Consider the following 15,923-nt stretch of genomic DNA (forward strand, 5'->3'; position numbering starts at 1 on the left):
CAATTTAATTTATAAGTTAACCGATAAAATGGGAAGATGTATTATTTTAAATGCATCTTCCCATTTGATTCTATCCCTTGGGATGTTCTTGTTTCCTGTCTTCCCGAAGAACGCCCGGGAAGAGGTGCCTTGAGCTGATTTGGCAGCAAGGGCATGTTTGCACTCATGTTCCTGAAGGCCTATCTCAACACCAGTGACAGGCAATTGTTGGAGCGCTAAACACAGACTGGGCCTTACAGTATTATGCGGTAAAGTACTGTCCAAAAACCAGCAGTTTAGGCTCTGTTCCCATCTGGGGGGGGTGAAAAGACCAAGATCTAAATTCAGGGAGCAGAGAATTGCCCATATGACTTATTCAAGAAAAAGTAAAAACAGTTTCAGGGAAACGCTCAGAAAAAAAAAAAAAAAAAAGCACTAAAATATCTACTCGGCAAAGGGATCGGCTTACTCCAGCAGATCCTCGACAGTAATATATGGTGCAGATCTTGGATTGAAGGATTATGCAAGGTTTGCAGTAGTAAAAAGGTCATCTGCAAGAAGGAGTTTTTGGAGAGTTACCCCGGGACAGTCTATCAAGTTGCAACTCCAGACAACTCAAGGATTTCTTACTGGACGCTTGAGCTGTTTACTTTCGATGATGTCTTTCATAGTTTTCCTCTAAAGAACATTAATTTTCTTTGTGAATCAGCTAAAGTCCGATTAGCTTTACTTCTGAGCTATGGAAAACTGGATAGACTATCTCAATGATATCGTAGAATATGAGGTCAGGTGGAATATCTACAAGACCGTCATCATTCTATTGGTTCTTTGGCTGATCAAAAAAGGAACCTACAAACTCATCGGTATAAGAACAGCCGATGACATGAAGCGGGTGTATCATTGGCGTAAGACCATCCAATACACTTTAGCCATTGTAGGTTTGCTTTTAATTGGAAACATCTGGATCAGCAACTTCCAATCCATCACCACCTTTTTGGGTTTGTTGTCAGCGGGTATCGCAATTGCCTTAAAGGATATCTTTGTCAATATCGCCGGATGGATCTTTATCTATTGGAGAAAGCCTTTTGACGTGGGTGACCGGATACAGATCGGGGAATTCAAAGGAGATGTGGTGGACCTCAGGCTGTTCCAGTTTTCCCTCCTGGAAGTAGGCAACTGGGTGGACGCAGAGCAAAGCACCGGAAGAATTGTACACGTTCCCAATGGCAAGGTCTTTTCAGACCCCCAGGCCAATTACAGCCAGGGCTTCGAATACATCTGGAACGAGCAACAGCTTTACATTAGCCTGGATTCTGATCACAAGAAAGCCCAGCAAATCCTCAAAGACATCATGTATGAGCTCATGCAGGATGGTTTCAAAACTATTGAAAGGGCCATGATGAAGGCCCATAAAGAACACTTTATCCACTTTGGCCAATATACCCCTACAGTTTACACCAAAATCAATGAAAGGGGAATCCAGCTTTCGCTTCGCTACCTCTGCCATCCCAGAAAAAGAAGGGTATTTGAACATCAGGTTACGGAAGCCATTCTCGAACGCTTTAGAACAGAAACCGATATCAGAATTGTTTATCCGATCACTTCCGTGTATATGCAAAAAGAGAGTATGACAAATCAACCAATCGGGTGACTTTGCCATCCTCTACCAAAAAATCTAATGAATTGAATGCATCTCAAGGACTTGCTCTAATGACATGCCCCCCGGGTTCAATCCAGGTTTTCCCTCTGGGACTTCCACCCCTAAATCCTCAAAATACTTCTCCCAAATAGGAAAAAGTAGGCCCGTTTCGGGATCTTTGTAAGTCATAGGCTGAGGAGAAAAAACATCCTTCCCATCATTGGCAGCCTTGAATGCTACATGGATCAGTTCAGAACAGTAAAATGCATCATTCTCAAAATCAAAAAAAAGATCATAAGGCTTACCCAAATGTTTTTTGCCTTCCTTGATGGCTTCAGGTATCAGTCGCTGGTAATTTTCCTTTACTCTCCCCACCATTACCTTAGGCCTCCCGCTTGCATCCCTGTGCCGGTTTAAAAAATCATCCAAAGGGGTTAGCACTACTCCTTTGCCCAAAGCTTCCAGCACCATCCAATCTTTCCCTTCTTTGATCAATAAGCCATTATGTGAGAAATCCATGCCCTGATAACCCTGGGTTACCTTCCTGATGGCATCACAGAAATCACCGCAATCCCCATCCTGAAATAGGATATCACCTTCCTTCCAGGAAAAAACCTCTTTTTCTTGGCAAGTTAAAAGCAAGGAAGCTAAACAATAGATGATAATATTTTGCCTCAAAAATTGCACAGTTCTTCCCAATCTATATGACCAGAAAAAAATAAATTAACGCTACTGACAAGACCAGTATCATTTTTTTGGCTTTATCCTTAAGCGCTTCTTCAATTTTTCTCCTTCTCAGAACAAGTACAGCAATACTCAATCCAAAAAGCTGCAAGGCAATTCCTATTCCATTGATCGGACCATGAGGTAAAGCAATTATTTCAAAATAATTATTGAAGACTGTTGCCAAACACAAGATGATTCCAGCCATCCCAAATAGAAATGAGCGCTTAAGCAACATTCCCGGGTCTTTTTCCATCCAGCTACTCATCCTTTTTTGATTTTTTGTTTTCTTTTTTCAAAATATATTTCCAGCTCCTGCTTACTTTTTGCATTAAATGTCATGTCCCTGGTAAGGCCTCCCTTACGCCCCACAATCACACCATACCGCATATCTCCATAACCTTCCACCTCATGGGCATCTGGATTGATAGACAGCATCACTCCTTTTTCCATGGCATAATTGACCCACCTCCAGTCCAAGTCCAATCTCCAAGGATTTGCATTTATCTCTATCACCACCTGAAATGCTGCACAGGCATCTATAATTGCCTTATGATCCACTGGATATCCTTCTCTTCTCAACAACAACCTGCCTGTGGGGTGTCCCAATATGGTAGTATATGGATTTTCAATGGCTTTTAATAACCTTGCGGTAGCCTTTTTCCTATCCATGCTCAAACCTGAATGGATGGAAGAAACCACAAAATCGAAGCTTGCCAGCACCTCCTCCGGATAATCCAGGCTGCCATCTGTCAAGATATCACTCTCTATTCCTTTGAATATCTTGAAAGGGGCAAGTTCTTTGTTCAAAGCATCGATTTCTTCCTGCTGTTTTTGTACCCGCTCAATATCCAATCCCCCGGCATATCCTGCTGATCTGCTGTGATCTGAAATCCCCAGGTATTCATAACCCAAATCCCTACATGCTTCTGCCATTTGTCTTAGGCTATGCTTCCCATCACTGTATGTGGTATGGTTATGCAGTATGCCTTTTAGGTCCCCTTCTTTAAGTAATTGATCAATTTTATTCTCCCTGGCCAGGTCATATTCTACAAATCCCTCTCTCAATTCTTCCGGAATCCATGGAATTCCCACATGGGAGTAAACAGCTGCTTCTGTATCAAAAGGACCTTCCTGTCTGAGTACCTCAACCAAAGTCTTATTTTCCCTCAAAGGATACAACAAATGTGCCTTGCTGCCTGTACGCAGCATTTTATCTGTCAGAAAAACGGAAGGCGAAGCAAAATGGATAATAAGGTTCACTTCCGGATCTAAAAGCTTACCCCTCCATTTGAATGGGCTGGAAAGCTTTTGATCTTTTTCCAATCCTTCTATTTTGGAAAGTTTTTCTATTACCACTCTGGGATCCTTTGTTGAAATCAACCATTCGACAGTCTCAATAATTTCAATTTTACGGGCAAATTCCCCCACAGAAACTGCTTTTTCAACTTCCCCTATGTTTTCCAAAAGCTTATGGAGCACTTCCATAGGCTGCTCAATATCTGCAAATAGCCACTTTCCTTTATTGGAAGCTCTAAATTCCAATGCCTGGATAATGCTTTCCTGGGTTTTTTCACCAAACCCTTTGATTTTGGCCACCTGACCTGCCTGACAGGCCTCAAGCAATTCATGGGTTGAAGTAATATTCAGCTCCTCCCAAAGCACTTTTACTTTCTTTGGTCCGAGACCTTTAATCTCCAGAATTTCCAAAATTCCAGCCGGTGTCTTGGTAAGAAGTTCTTCTAAATAAGCATGGGTTCCCGTCTTGTAAAGAGAAACTATAATTTCGGCAATACTTTTCCCGATGCCATTGATGGCCTGAAGTTCCTCGAGGTTTTTACCCTCTATAGACACATCTCCTCTGTCAATGGTATTGACTGCCGACTGATAGCTTCTGATCTTAAAGGAATTTTCATCATGAAGCTCCATGAGTTTGATGATGAGCTTAAGCTGGCGTAAAATGCTTTTTTGGTCCAAAATCTTCAATATTTGGTTACTGAATAGGACAAATGTCATCAATAATTGTTTTAAAATAAAATGTTAAAAACTATCTTATGCCAAGGATTGAAAATAGTTGAAATATGAACTACTGGTTAGTCAAGTCAGAACCAAGTGAATACAGCTGGGAAGATCTCAGTAAAAATCGAGAAGATATATGGGATGGCATCAGGAACTTCCAGGCAAGAAATTACCTGAAAGAAATGAAATGCGGTGACCAAGTATTGTTTTACCACAGTGGTAAAACCAAAGAAATTGTAGGGGTAGCAGAAGTTTCAGAAGAAGCATTCCCAGATCCAAAAGACAATGAAAACAAAGGCTGGGTAGCCATCAAAATCAAACCCAAAAAAGCACTCAAAAACCCAATAGATCTAGAAAGGATCAAGTCAGATGACCTGCTTAATACCATGCCTTTGATCAAACAATCGAGGCTATCAGTTATGCCAATCGAAAAAATCCAATTTGATCACATTATCAAATTATCTTCATGAAAAAGCTTGCCGCATTTCTTTTATTTTTTATCTGCTCAGGTCATATGGCCTTTGCCCAACTTTCTTTTGTGAACCGACTTGAAATCGAATCAAAATTTCAGGAAAATGATTTCATGGTCATTCACAAACCAGGGGGTGCGGTAGCCTTTCGTTCACAGCCCGAAAAAGGCTTTAACCTGAGGTCAAAGTTCCAATATCTTGTCACAGATTATGAGCTCAATGCAAGCGAAATCAAAGAAATCCGGATGAAAGACGGGTTTGACCTGATTGGTTATGATTTAGAGGGCGATTTTTTCTATGCTTTGATGCAGAAAGGTTCGGCTGCCACTTCAGATAAATACTTACTGGAAATCAACCTGGAAACAGATGAAGTATCAGAGTTTTCATTGGAAAACATCTATTCCATGGACCTGAAAGAGTTTTTGGTCCTGAATAGGAATGCGGTATTTTTAGGCAATGCAGATATGCGGCCCATGCTACAAATCTTCAATCTTGGAGAAAATACAGTGCATACTGTCCAAGGGATTTATGGAAAAGAAACTTTGGTGCTTCAACTCAGAAAAGACAGTGAATTGGGAATTATTGATGTCCTGATCAGCAAGCGTGACAAATATAAAATCAAACAAGTTTCCATCATTTCTTACGATGAAAATGGATCGAAAGTACGCGAAGTGGTTATAGATAAACTTCATGACAAAGACCTTGAAATCATAGAAGGAATGCTTACTCCCATTCGGGACTATCAACAATCTGTGATAGGAACCTTTGGACAGAGAAAGCGGGAAGCCTATCAAGGGATTTATATTGCTGAAATCAATGAATTTGGTGAATATGAAATCAAGTATTACACCATGGAAGACTTCCCCAATTTTTTCAATTATCTGAATGAAAAACAAAGGGCAAGGAGATGGAAGGAATTGGAGAAGCTGTTCAACAAAGGTAAAACACCTACAATCAAGCCTGTATTTTCAGCCAGGGAGGTTATTACCACTGCTGAAGGCTACTTGATATACAGCGATAATTTCAACGCCACCAATCCAAGGTATATCCCCAGGGATGGGGCCTATGCCAATGATGCCTACCGGTTCAATCCCAATCGGCTTTATTTTGACGGCATGAATTACGGTCCAGCTTACGGCTCCCAATTATTTTCTCCTGTGAGGTACAGTCCTTTTTCCTGGCAAACAGAGGGGGAATATAAATTCATTTCTGCCTACATGATTTACATTGGAAAAGAAGGTCAGGTGTTATGGGACAATGCCCTCAACCTGTCCAATAAGATAACACAGATTCCCGGTAAATTTGGAGAGGTGAGTTTCGATGGCAATAAGCTGCACTATCTTTACCTCGATGGAATTGAAATTTATATGAGTTATATGAAAAACGGCGAGGTAATCTTTGAAAATGAAGCTTTTGAACTCAAACTGGTCAATGAAAACGAGCGCATTCGTGAGACACAGGAATTAAGCCTCAATTTTTCTTGGTGGTATGATAATTATTACCTGCTGAGCGGCAAGCAAAAAGTCAGGTACATCGGTTCAGCTGGAAGGGAAGAAACCAAGGAGGTGTTTTTTCTGACTAAGATTGCGGTTGATGGAGATCTTTATGTCCCCTTGGACAACATAGACTAAAACAAAAATCAAAAAGCCCCAATTACCGCTCTTCCTTCTTGGGCATTTATTTTTATATTTGCAGGCAAAGCACAGCCATGCAAAAAAGACTTGTCCTAGATCAACAGCAAATCGCCATTATCCTTAAACGCTTTTGCTATCAGTTGATTGAAAACCACGACACTTTTGAAAATACCGTACTCTTGGGACTACAGCCCAGGGGTCCGATTGTTTTGGATAAAATTGTAAAAACTTTACAGGAAATCAGCGGCATAAAAGTTCCCTTCGGTTACCTTGATGCTACCTTTCACCGAGATGATTTCCGCAGAAGAGATTTTCCATTAAAAGCCAACGAAACCAAGATCGATTTCCTGATTGAAGGTAAAAAAGTGGTTCTTATTGATGATGTACTCTACAAAGGAAGATCAGTAAGGGCTGCCCTGGATGCCATGATCGCCTTTGGGAGACCACAAAAAGTGGAGCTTATGGTATTGGTGGATAGGAAATACACCCGTGATTACCCTATTATGCCAGATTACTGTGGGGTAAAGGTAAATACCTTGGAAAGCCAATATGTCTCGGTAGAATGGACTGAGAAGGGCTTTGAAAAAGACGCCATTTGGATTACAGAAAAAGCTTAAATCAAAATATGTCACAACTCAGCACCAGACACCTCTTAGGCATCAAAGATATCACAGCGGAAGATATTCAATTGATATTTGAGACGGCAGACAATTTCAAAGAGGTACTCAACCGCCCCATTAAAAAAGTTCCTTCACTGAGAGACATTACCATCGCCAACATTTTTTTTGAAAATTCTACCAGAACCCGCCTTTCCTTCGAACTCGCAGAAAAAAGATTATCCGCCGATGTGGTCAATTTTTCCTCCAGCACCAGTTCTGTCAAAAAAGGCGAAACCCTCATTGATACGGTCAACAACATCCTATCCATGAAAGTGGATATGGTAGTCATGCGACACAGTAGCCCGGGAGCTCCGCATTTCTTAGCCAAAAACATTTCCGCTAACATTGTGAATGCCGGTGACGGAACTCATGAGCATCCAACCCAGGCCTTATTGGATGCGTTCTCTATCAGGGAAAAACTGGGAGATGTAGCCGGCAAAAAAGTGGCCATTATTGGAGATATCCTTCATTCCAGGGTAGCACTTTCCAATATTTTTTGCCTTCAAAAATTAGGTGCTGAGATCATGGTATGTGGTCCAACTACGCTTATTCCCAAACACATCCAAAGCCTTGGAGTAAAAGTAGAGCATGACGTAGAGAAGGCCTTAAAGTGGTGTGATGTGGCCAATGTCCTGAGAATCCAATTGGAAAGGCAACAGATCAAATATTTTCCTTCTTTAAGAGAGTACTCTCTTTATTTTGGAATCAATAAAAAAATGCTGGACCGTCTGGACAAAGAAATTGTCATCATGCATCCAGGCCCGATCAACAGAGGGGTGGAGCTCAACTCTGATGTGGCGGACAGTGAACATTCCATCATTTTACAGCAAGTAGAGAATGGCGTTGCTGTAAGGATGGCTGTACTTTACTTACTTGCAGGCGTCAAATAATTTACCAAAATAAGCAGCTGTAAATCTTAAAACCTTAAGCAAAAAACAAAAAGGGCTTTTCTGAAATCAGAAAAGCCCTTTTTGCGTGAATCTTTTGGAAATCTTATTTCTTTTTGAACTCTACAGACATTAAGGCAGCCATAGGTTCTTCTTCCGATTTTGGTTTGGTTACAAAATACACATCATGTAATTTACCCGCTTGGGCATTGCTTAGGAAAATATCGATATTACCAATTCCAAACATTCTTCCTTCTGGTCCTTGAGATGAGACTTTGAACTGCCCTTCTCCTATTTTCGTCCCTGTCGGGCTGCCCAACTTGATTTCCACATCAAAGCCCTGTTTAGACAACTCTTGGCCTCCACCGGTCAACACCACAGAACCTATCTCGGTCAGATCGATTTGCTGGAAAGCAAAAGAGGCCGGTGCCGAAGGCAAAATAAGAAGATCCATTCCATTGAAGCTCATAACGCTAACCCCTTCCATATTTCTGGCCAGTCCCATACTCATGGTTGAGTTTCTCAAGGTAACCGAAGTATTCCCTGTCAGTGGTTTTATATTGTTCCCTCCCCTGTCTGTGAAGCTGGCTGAAAGTACAAATACTCCCGTTGGGCTCAGGGTCTTACCTAAAACCGGATCTACCGAACCTGAAGCAGGCAATGATAGCTTTTCTTCCGTTCTTCTTCCTAAGGAAAGGATATAAGCCACTACTTTCGAGGCATCATCAAATTTCAGGTCAGGATTGGCAGGCATGACGGTTTCACCCCATACGCCTCCTCCACCTTTCTGAATCTTATTGACAAGGTAAGAAACAGCATCCGGGTTACGTCTGTATTTCCTGGCCACATCCACGTAAGCAGGGCCAATCGAAGCTTCGTCCTCTTTATGGCAGGTTTTACAGGTCAGAGAACTGATCAGACTTTTTCCGATCATGGCTTCAGTCATAATCAAATGTCCTTTTGATGCTTCTGCCTGATCCAAACCTGTGATATAATCTGCTGAAACATATAGCGTAGAAAGGTCCTCACCTGCTTTGGGGTCATCTGGGTCATTCACACTGACTTCGTAGCTTACCTTTTGTCCGGGAAAATAGAAACTTTGATTTCCTTTGATCTTGATGCTTACTTCCGGAGCGATGTTACCTGCATAAACTGAAATAATGGTACTCTTTGCCCTCAGCTTACCCGGATCGCTCACCTCTACCTGCACATCATAATCCCCTACTTGAGTAAAAGTATGCGTGAGTGTAGGTTCTTTGGTGGTAATTTTTTCACCTGTGCCTAGATCCCAGACATAAGTCAAGGGATCTTTTTCCGGGTCGCTCGCTTCCACAGTGAAGGTTGCGGTAAAGGGCAAGGCACCGGAGGTTTTATCCACTTTCACACCTTTCACTACAGGAGTTCTATTACCGGCATTGAAATCTATTCTGGATAGGCCTGAATCGGGATTCTTGCTGAACCACCCATTTCCATATTCCAAGATGTATATTTTACCGTCAGGACCAACTTCCATATCAATGATGGCATTGAATTTAGTCCCTGACATGAACGGCTCCATTTTGTCAAAATCGCCGTTTTTCTGCATGGTGACTACCTTGATCCATCCCCTCACCCAGTCATAAATAAATAACTTCCCATCATAGTAAGCAGGGTAACGGGTTTCCTTAGGGTACATGTCCCCATAATATACCGGACCGGCCATGGCATTTCTTCCTCCTGTTCCCAATTGAGGAAAATCTTGAGAAACAGCATATGGATACCAAATGAAGGCTGGTTCAGCAGGAGGCAATTCCCTTATGCCTGTATTGTTTCTGGAATTATTTACAGGCTTTTTGGCATCAAAAGTTATCCCTGACTTGCCGGTAGCATAATCGTATTCCACATAAGCCTGATTATCTCCCACAAAATAAGGCCAACCAAAATTACCGGCCTTTCTTGCCTGATTCACCTCATCATATCCCCTTGGTCCCCGGGTGCTTAAACTATCTGCATTGGCATCCGGACCGACCTCTCCCCAATATAAAAAACCTGTTTTTTGATCAATTGAAATTCTGTAAGGGTTCCTATTACCTTGAACATAAATCTCTGGCCGGGTGCCTTCCATACCTTTAGGATAAAGGTTCCCATCAGGGATATCATAGGTTCCATCCTCATTTACTTTTATCCTTAGGATTTTACCCCTCAAATCATTGGCATTACCGGAACTTCTTCGGGCATCAAATTGCTCAAATCCCGGTCTGTCATCCAATGGTGCAAAGCCTCTATTGACATATTTACTATTCGGCTGGTCAAATGGCGTGGAATTGTCCCCTGTAGATAAATAGAGCAAACCATCCTTGTCAAAGGCAATGGAACCACCTGTATGGCAGCAGATATTTCTTTGAGAATAAAATTCTAAAATGATTTTCTCCGAAGCCATATCCCAGGTATCATTCTTAAAGGTAAACCTGGAAAGTCTGTTGATTTCTTTTTCCCCCGTTGGGCTATAGAACACGAATACATAACCATTTTTTTCAAAATTCGGATCTTTTTGAAGGCCCATTACCCCTTCTTCCGCATTGACGCCGGGAATATTGGTTTTCCAATAAACATCCAGTTTGGCTACTTCTCTTACAGTGGAATCACCATTTTTATACAATAAAATTTCACCCCTTCTCTGGGCAATCAAAATATCCAGATTCGGTAGAATGGTCATTTCCGTAGGTTCTGTAAACTCACCAATAACTAATTGTTTTTTCTCAAACCTGTTTTCCTCAGGAACCCTCTTGGTTTTGGCTTTGGCGTAATTCAGTTTTTTGTTGTCACCAATAGCATATTTAATACCCTCCAAAATATGCTGAAGGAAAAGCTCTTCTGAATAAGATTCTTTGGTATGTCCACCTGCAGTGTACCAGGCCCTGCCTCCATCATATTCATGATACCAGGCCATCGGGTGGTACCCCATAGGCTGGGTATGCTGATAACTTTCTTCATCAATGTCCATCAACACATTCACATCAGGATTCATTTTTTTGAAATGATACCATTCATCCCTTCTATTCCAAATTTCAGGCAAAAACCGCGTGCTCTGATGCTTCCTGTCCGTGACATTTAATTTACCATCCTGCACATTGGGATGGGGATCACCTATACCTGGATGGTAAGAAAAATACCCTCCAACGAGGCGATTATACCATCCCCAATGGTATTCTGTATCAGATGCGGCATGAATGCCGACAAAGCCACCCCCCGCTTGAATATATCTTTCAAAATCAGCCTCCTGATAATGGTTCAGCACATCACCGGTAGTGCTAAGCCAGATGACTGCTGCATACTGTTGAAGGTTTTCTTCATTGAACATTTCGGCATTGGTGGTAGTGTCTACCTCAAAGCCATTTTCCACTCCTAATTTTTGAATGGCTGCAATACCATCAGGAATGGATTCGTGATAAAATCCGGCGGTTTTACTAAAAACCAAGACTTTGGGCTTTCCGCTCCTTTTGTTACAGGAAGCAAAAACAACCAAAATCATCAAAGCGAACCATAAACTCTTTTTCGCGAACTTGTAGGTTATCATAGGTTATTGAATTTCAGGAAATATAAAGGCATAAATCAAATGATGTTCAAAGGAATACCACAAGTGGTGATTTATTTTTAAGATTGGTCAGTATCCCACAACAAATCCCAAAGCTACATAATTTTCATTTGAAAATTTGTCATTATGTAAAATTTACAATAAGATTTTGGAGCAACTATTTAGAATTACAGAAAGTCTTAATTTTCACCTTTTTTCTAAATCATTTTCAGTTTGGATGATTAAAAATGAATGAGACGAAAAGGTCTTGTTCAATCATTGCCAGTATCTTCTTCCTCTTTTTGAAAATAGACTTTATCTCCACAGGATATGCTCAATACTTCATTTATCCCATTTTCAGCACTTTTGGAAAACCAATTCCCCTGCTCATCCTGTGTAGTGGACCAAAGCCTTCCATTTTCATCACGATAGGTAAAAACCCCTGTTTTCTTGTTCCTTCGGATATCTTCGGATATTTCATAAAAGCGTGTCGATCCATCTGCCAGAAGTATTGTGATTTCACAAGGACCACTGATTTCTTCGATTTCCATGCAAGCAGATGAAACTCCGGCAAAAATAAAGAGCAATAAAATTCCCTTTTTCATAACTTATAAAAGTAGTATTTAAGTATTGTCATCAGGATTGCTTTCCTGAAAAACTATTGTTTAAACGTTCTAAGAACCAATATGGTATCCAAAGATATCAATGTTTTATAAAGCTCCGAAATTTTGACCAAAATTTGAAAAATTAACAATCAAGGAAACAAAAAAGGCCAATTGCTTGGCCTTTTTCAATCTTATTTTTCCATACATCATGGCATCAGCGCTGCCACGCCGGGGAGCACTTTTCCTTCCATATGTTCCAACAAAGCTCCGCCTCCAGTAGAGACATAGGAAACCTTATCTGCGAATCCAAATTTATTGACAGCGGCTGCAGAATCTCCTCCTCCAATCAGAGAGAAAGCACCTTTTTGGGTAGCTTCAGCAATTGCTTCTGCCACTGCAACGGTTCCGTGCACAAAGCTGCTCATCTCAAATACACCCATAGGTCCATTCCACAGGATGGTTTTGGAAGATTTGATGACATCAGCAAATAATTTGCGCGTTTCCGGCCCTATATCCAAGCCCATCCAACCATCAGGAATTTCACCGGACTTGGCCAGCCCCTGTTCTGCATCATTGGCAAAGGCTTTTGATATAACGGTATCCAATGGAAGAATTATTTTCACCCCTTTTTCCTCCGCCTTTTTCATCAATTCCAGCACATAATCCAATTTATCCTCCTCGCAAAGAGAATCTCCGATGGTTCCGCCTTTGGCTTTCGAGAAAGTATAGGACATTCCACCACCAATGATAAGGTTATCCACTTTTTCCAATAATCTTTCGATGATAAGGATCTTATCGGAAATTTTTGCACCTCCCATGATGGCTGTGTAAGGACGCTCAGGGTGTTCCAATACTTTGTCTGCATTTTCCAACTCTGAAAGCATTAAGTAACCTGTGGCTTTGGTTGGGAAAAATTTTGCAATTACCGCAGTAGAAGCATGTGCCCTATGGGCCGTACCAAATGCATCATTGACATAAACATCGCCCAATTTGGACAATTTCTCGGCAAAAGCCTCATCTCCTTTTTCTTCTTCTTTGTAGAATCTCAGATTCTCCAATAACAATACTTCACCCGGCTGAAGGCCGGCAGCAAGATTTTTCGCCTCTTCACCGATACAATCCGGTGCAAACTTAACAGGCCTACCCAATAGTTTCTGAAGATTGCCTACTACATGTCGCAATGAATACTTGTCGGTGGGGCCATCCTTAGGCCTTCCCAAGTGCGACATTAAAATTACAGAACCTCCGTCTTTGAGGATTTTTTCTATGGTTGGAATAGCAGCCCTGATCCTGGTATCATCCGTTACATTTTGATGTTCATCCAAAGGGACATTAAAATCCACCCTGATCAGGGCTTTTTTACCCTTGAAATCAAGATTGTCCACACTTTTGATTCTGTTTGTCATATCGTTGTTGTTTAAAAGGTTTGATTTTCCAGCAAATTGAAACATTAACTTCCATTCACAAAGGGTAAAACTCTAATGATTCCCCGCTTCAGGGACAGCTGCCCTTTTCAGCCTGTCATTTATCGCTTTTCCCAAACCAACATCCGGCATTAATTCCGATAAAATTACGGAAACATCCAAGCTATCCAAAGCTCTCATGGCGGCAAATAAGTTTTTTGCAGCTTCGGATAAGTCTCCGTCCCTGCTCAATTGTATTTGCAAATGATCTGATATCTGTGGAAAATATCTCCTAAAGGCCAGGATGGCGAATCGTCTCCCTTTTAAGTTATATTCGGCAATAAGCTCATCCAAGTCTCCAAGTATAAAGGGTTTTGTAGGAGCGTAATGGCTTTTCAACATCCCAGGTGATTTTGGATTGCTGCTGGAATGGGCCATAACCTCGACTTTACCCACTACATTTTCAATCTTACCGATATCCAATCCTCCCAGGCGGTACACTGTCACTTGATTTCCTTCCATTCCTACAATGGTACTTTCCAGACCAACCTTGCAACTTCCTCCATCCAAAATATAGGGTATTTTTTCCCCAAGCTGGTCATTGACATGGGAGGCCTTGGTGGGACTGATATAGCCAAATGGATTGGCACTGGGAGCCGCTAAGGGAAAATCTAGGACACCAAGCAACCCAAGGGTAAGAGGATGATCCGGCACCCTAACGGCTACCGTATCCAGACCACTGGTCACGAGGTCCGGCACAATATCCTTTTTGGGTAAAAGAAGGGTCAAAGGCCCCGGCCAAAACCGCTCTGCCAAACTTCTAAGAGGAGCAGGTATTTGCTTTACAAAATGCCCCACACTATCCAAATCATAGGTATGAAGAATCAGTGGGTCAAAACTTGGCCTGTTCTTCACTGAAAAAATTTTAGCAACAGCATCTGGATTCAGGGCGTTTCCCGCCAAGCCGTAGACGGTTTCTGTGGGAATACCCACCAGGTCTCCTTTTTCCAAATAAGCTTTGGCCTTTGCTATATCTTTGCCGATTTCAGCCATTATTCTGCACAAAAATCATCAATCCAGGTCTTGGCCTCAGTAAATCCCAAGCTTAGTGCCATTTTAAGATTGGTACATCCATCCTCCTTTTGTCCAAAGGCACTCATTTGGGTCACTCCTAACAGATAATAAGCCGCACCGTTCCTATTGTCCAAATTGACTGTATTGGAAAGGGACTCCATAGCGCCAACCGGGTCATTATTGCCCAGCTGGGCTTTGGCTTTGTTAAATTGTGCCAAAGCATGGTTTGGATTGGCCTGTAATACCACATCAAAATCGAAAATGGCATCCTCATATTCCTCCAGGCCCAAAAGCGCCAGCCCCCGGTTATAATAAATATCCACTTGCTTTGGGTCTAAACCATTGGCCATATTATAATCCACAAGGGCCTCCTTGAAGGCCTTTTTTTCGAGATAAGCATTCCCTCTGTTAAAAAAGGGTTTGTAGCTTTCCGGATCAATTTCAATGGATGCGGTAAAAGCCTCTATGGCTTCATCATATTTCCCCTGCTGAAAAAGCGCAACTCCTTTTGCGTTCAACGCAGAAGTAAACTCCGGGTTTTTATCCAAAGCCCTGTCGAAATATTCAATCGATTTTTGATACTGGGAAGATTCCAGCAATCTTATCCCCTCCTCAAACAACTCCTGCGCTGAAGGACTGCACGACCAGGTCATGAAAATGACCAAACTCCAAATCAAGTATTTTCTCACGTCTTTTTTGTTAAATTTAATCGATTGATACGCCTAATTAGCCTCAAGAGTTTATGATCCGCCCCCCCAAAAAGCAAATTAAACACTGTTCAGTATTTTACAGGCTTTTAATTTAGCGCACAAAGATAATCAATTATAAGGCTCAAATGGACTTTTCGCTCATTTTTGAGGCATATTCTTGGGGAACAGCCACAGGTCTCATGGTTTTCATATCCACAGAGACCATCGTTACAGAGGCCTGGGCAAAAATCTTCACATCACCTTTATCTGTTGGCCCCATCAACACCTGTTCCAATACAAAAGAGGTATTGCCGATATGGCTGCAACGGATATAGACCGATGGTTGATCCATAATGTGAAGCGGTACTTTGTAATCGATATTGATATTGGCTACTACAGTACCTGTCTTCATGATATCCCAACCACAAACCTTGTACAAATACGCTGCCCTAGCATGTTCAAAATAACTGAAATAAATCCCGTTATTGACATGCATGTAGCCATCAATATCAGAGAATCTAATCTGTATCGGCACTGAAAATGAAAAAGAGGACTTAACATCCTCTATGGTATATTTTTGCATGTCTTC

15 protein-coding genes are annotated in these 15,923 nt (G+C 41.6%); 5 read left to right on the top strand and 10 right to left on the bottom strand.

The window, feature by feature from the left end:
* Positions 1-9: 9 nt before the first annotated feature.
* Entirely contained in the window at positions 10-264 is a 255-nt protein-coding gene (locus tag BC751_RS21240) for a hypothetical protein (RefSeq protein WP_130277353.1), read from the bottom strand.
* 454 nt (positions 265-718) lie between these two features.
* On the opposite strand from BC751_RS21240, the gene BC751_RS21245 reads away from it, so the two are divergent.
* The gene (locus BC751_RS21245) at positions 719-1,630 is read left to right on the top strand and encodes a mechanosensitive ion channel family protein (RefSeq protein WP_130277354.1); all 912 of its coding nucleotides are present in this window, start codon (positions 719-721) and stop codon (positions 1,628-1,630) included.
* 24 nt (positions 1,631-1,654) lie between these two features.
* Here BC751_RS21245 and BC751_RS21250 read toward each other — a convergent pair whose 3' ends face one another.
* From BC751_RS21250 to polX, 3 genes are read right to left on the bottom strand one after another with little or no spacing between them, the layout of a single operon-like run.
* Positions 1,655-2,296 (bottom strand): YiiX/YebB-like N1pC/P60 family cysteine hydrolase, encoded by a 642-nt coding sequence (locus BC751_RS21250; protein WP_130277355.1) that lies wholly within the window; start codon positions 2,294-2,296, stop codon positions 1,655-1,657.
* Between the two features lie 22 nt (positions 2,297-2,318).
* Positions 2,319-2,609: a hypothetical protein gene (locus tag BC751_RS21255; RefSeq protein WP_130277356.1), complete on the bottom strand. Its 291-nt coding sequence runs from the start codon at positions 2,607-2,609 to the stop codon at positions 2,319-2,321.
* A complete protein-coding gene (polX, locus tag BC751_RS21260; RefSeq protein ID WP_130277357.1) occupies positions 2,606-4,357 on the bottom strand; it encodes a DNA polymerase/3'-5' exonuclease PolX in 1,752 nt (583 codons plus the stop codon). Before polX ends, BC751_RS21255 begins: the two co-directional genes overlap by 4 nt.
* A gap of 65 nt (positions 4,358-4,422) precedes the next feature.
* Here polX and BC751_RS21265 point away from each other — a divergent pair, with 65 nt between their 5' ends.
* From BC751_RS21265 to BC751_RS21280, 4 genes are all read left to right on the top strand, one after another.
* Positions 4,423-4,830: an EVE domain-containing protein gene (locus BC751_RS21265; protein ID WP_130277358.1), complete on the top strand. Its 408-nt coding sequence runs from the start codon at positions 4,423-4,425 to the stop codon at positions 4,828-4,830.
* On the top strand, positions 4,827-6,461 hold the full coding sequence (locus BC751_RS21270; RefSeq protein ID WP_130277359.1) for a transcriptional regulator: 1,635 nt from the start codon (positions 4,827-4,829) through the stop codon (positions 6,459-6,461). The genes BC751_RS21265 and BC751_RS21270 overlap by 4 nt, the downstream gene beginning before the upstream one ends.
* Positions 6,462-6,538: 77 nt before the next feature.
* On the top strand, positions 6,539-7,081 hold the full coding sequence (pyrR, locus tag BC751_RS21275; protein WP_130277360.1) for a bifunctional pyr operon transcriptional regulator/uracil phosphoribosyltransferase PyrR: 543 nt from the start codon (positions 6,539-6,541) through the stop codon (positions 7,079-7,081).
* An 8-nt stretch (positions 7,082-7,089) separates the two neighbouring features.
* Positions 7,090-8,013, top strand: a complete 924-nt coding sequence (locus BC751_RS21280) for an aspartate carbamoyltransferase catalytic subunit (protein ID WP_130277361.1) — start codon at positions 7,090-7,092, stop codon at positions 8,011-8,013.
* A 103-nt stretch (positions 8,014-8,116) separates the two neighbouring features.
* Here the strand turns inward: BC751_RS21280 and BC751_RS21285 are convergent, their stop codons facing one another.
* The 6 genes from BC751_RS21285 to BC751_RS21310 form a co-directional block, all read right to left on the bottom strand.
* On the bottom strand, positions 8,117-11,566 hold the full coding sequence (locus tag BC751_RS21285) for a ThuA domain-containing protein (RefSeq protein WP_130277362.1): 3,450 nt from the start codon (positions 11,564-11,566) through the stop codon (positions 8,117-8,119).
* A 269-nt stretch (positions 11,567-11,835) separates the two neighbouring features.
* The gene (locus BC751_RS21290; protein WP_130277363.1) at positions 11,836-12,168 is read right to left on the bottom strand and encodes a hypothetical protein; all 333 of its coding nucleotides are present in this window, start codon (positions 12,166-12,168) and stop codon (positions 11,836-11,838) included.
* Positions 12,169-12,374: 206 nt separating this feature from the next.
* A complete protein-coding gene (locus tag BC751_RS21295; RefSeq protein WP_130277364.1) occupies positions 12,375-13,574 on the bottom strand; it encodes a phosphoglycerate kinase in 1,200 nt (399 codons plus the stop codon).
* A 72-nt stretch (positions 13,575-13,646) separates the two neighbouring features.
* Positions 13,647-14,624, bottom strand: a complete 978-nt coding sequence (locus BC751_RS21300; protein WP_130277365.1) for an L-threonylcarbamoyladenylate synthase — start codon at positions 14,622-14,624, stop codon at positions 13,647-13,649.
* Positions 14,624-15,298 carry a tetratricopeptide repeat protein gene (locus BC751_RS21305; protein ID WP_207226976.1) on the bottom strand — a complete coding sequence of 225 codons (675 nt, stop codon included), beginning with the start codon at positions 15,296-15,298 and terminating at the stop codon, positions 14,624-14,626. The genes BC751_RS21300 and BC751_RS21305 overlap by 1 nt, the downstream gene beginning before the upstream one ends.
* Before the next feature lie 178 nt (positions 15,299-15,476).
* A complete protein-coding gene (locus BC751_RS21310; protein ID WP_130277367.1) occupies positions 15,477-15,917 on the bottom strand; it encodes an acyl-CoA thioesterase in 441 nt (146 codons plus the stop codon).
* Positions 15,918-15,923: the final 6 nt, after the last annotated feature.

The organism is Cecembia calidifontis, from assembly GCF_004216715.1.
In the GTDB taxonomy this organism is placed as follows: domain Bacteria; phylum Bacteroidota; class Bacteroidia; order Cytophagales; family Cyclobacteriaceae; genus Cecembia_A; species Cecembia_A calidifontis.

What these genes read in the sequence shown, in the direction of transcription:
- BC751_RS21245 (WP_130277354.1), top strand. Translation starts at nt 719, where the DNA reads ATGGAAAACTGGATAGACTATCTCAATGATATCGTAGAATATGAGGTC.
- BC751_RS21255 (WP_130277356.1), bottom strand. Translation starts at nt 2,609, where the DNA reads ATGAGTAGCTGGATGGAAAAAGACCCGGGAATGTTGCTTAAGCGCTCA.
- polX (WP_130277357.1), bottom strand. Translation starts at nt 4,357, where the DNA reads ATGACATTTGTCCTATTCAGTAACCAAATATTGAAGATTTTGGACCAA.
- BC751_RS21265 (WP_130277358.1), top strand. Translation starts at nt 4,423, where the DNA reads ATGAACTACTGGTTAGTCAAGTCAGAACCAAGTGAATACAGCTGGGAA.
- BC751_RS21270 (WP_130277359.1), top strand. Translation starts at nt 4,827, where the DNA reads ATGAAAAAGCTTGCCGCATTTCTTTTATTTTTTATCTGCTCAGGTCAT.
- pyrR (WP_130277360.1), top strand. Translation starts at nt 6,539, where the DNA reads ATGCAAAAAAGACTTGTCCTAGATCAACAGCAAATCGCCATTATCCTT.
- BC751_RS21280 (WP_130277361.1), top strand. Translation starts at nt 7,090, where the DNA reads ATGTCACAACTCAGCACCAGACACCTCTTAGGCATCAAAGATATCACA.
- BC751_RS21285 (WP_130277362.1), bottom strand. Translation starts at nt 11,566, where the DNA reads ATGATAACCTACAAGTTCGCGAAAAAGAGTTTATGGTTCGCTTTGATG.
- BC751_RS21290 (WP_130277363.1), bottom strand. Translation starts at nt 12,168, where the DNA reads ATGAAAAAGGGAATTTTATTGCTCTTTATTTTTGCCGGAGTTTCATCT.
- BC751_RS21295 (WP_130277364.1), bottom strand. Translation starts at nt 13,574, where the DNA reads ATGACAAACAGAATCAAAAGTGTGGACAATCTTGATTTCAAGGGTAAA.
- BC751_RS21300 (WP_130277365.1), bottom strand. Translation starts at nt 14,624, where the DNA reads ATGGCTGAAATCGGCAAAGATATAGCAAAGGCCAAAGCTTATTTGGAA.
- BC751_RS21305 (WP_207226976.1), bottom strand. Translation starts at nt 15,298, where the DNA reads ATGACCTGGTCGTGCAGTCCTTCAGCGCAGGAGTTGTTTGAGGAGGGG.
- BC751_RS21310 (WP_130277367.1), bottom strand. Translation starts at nt 15,917, where the DNA reads ATGCAAAAATATACCATAGAGGATGTTAAGTCCTCTTTTTCATTTTCA.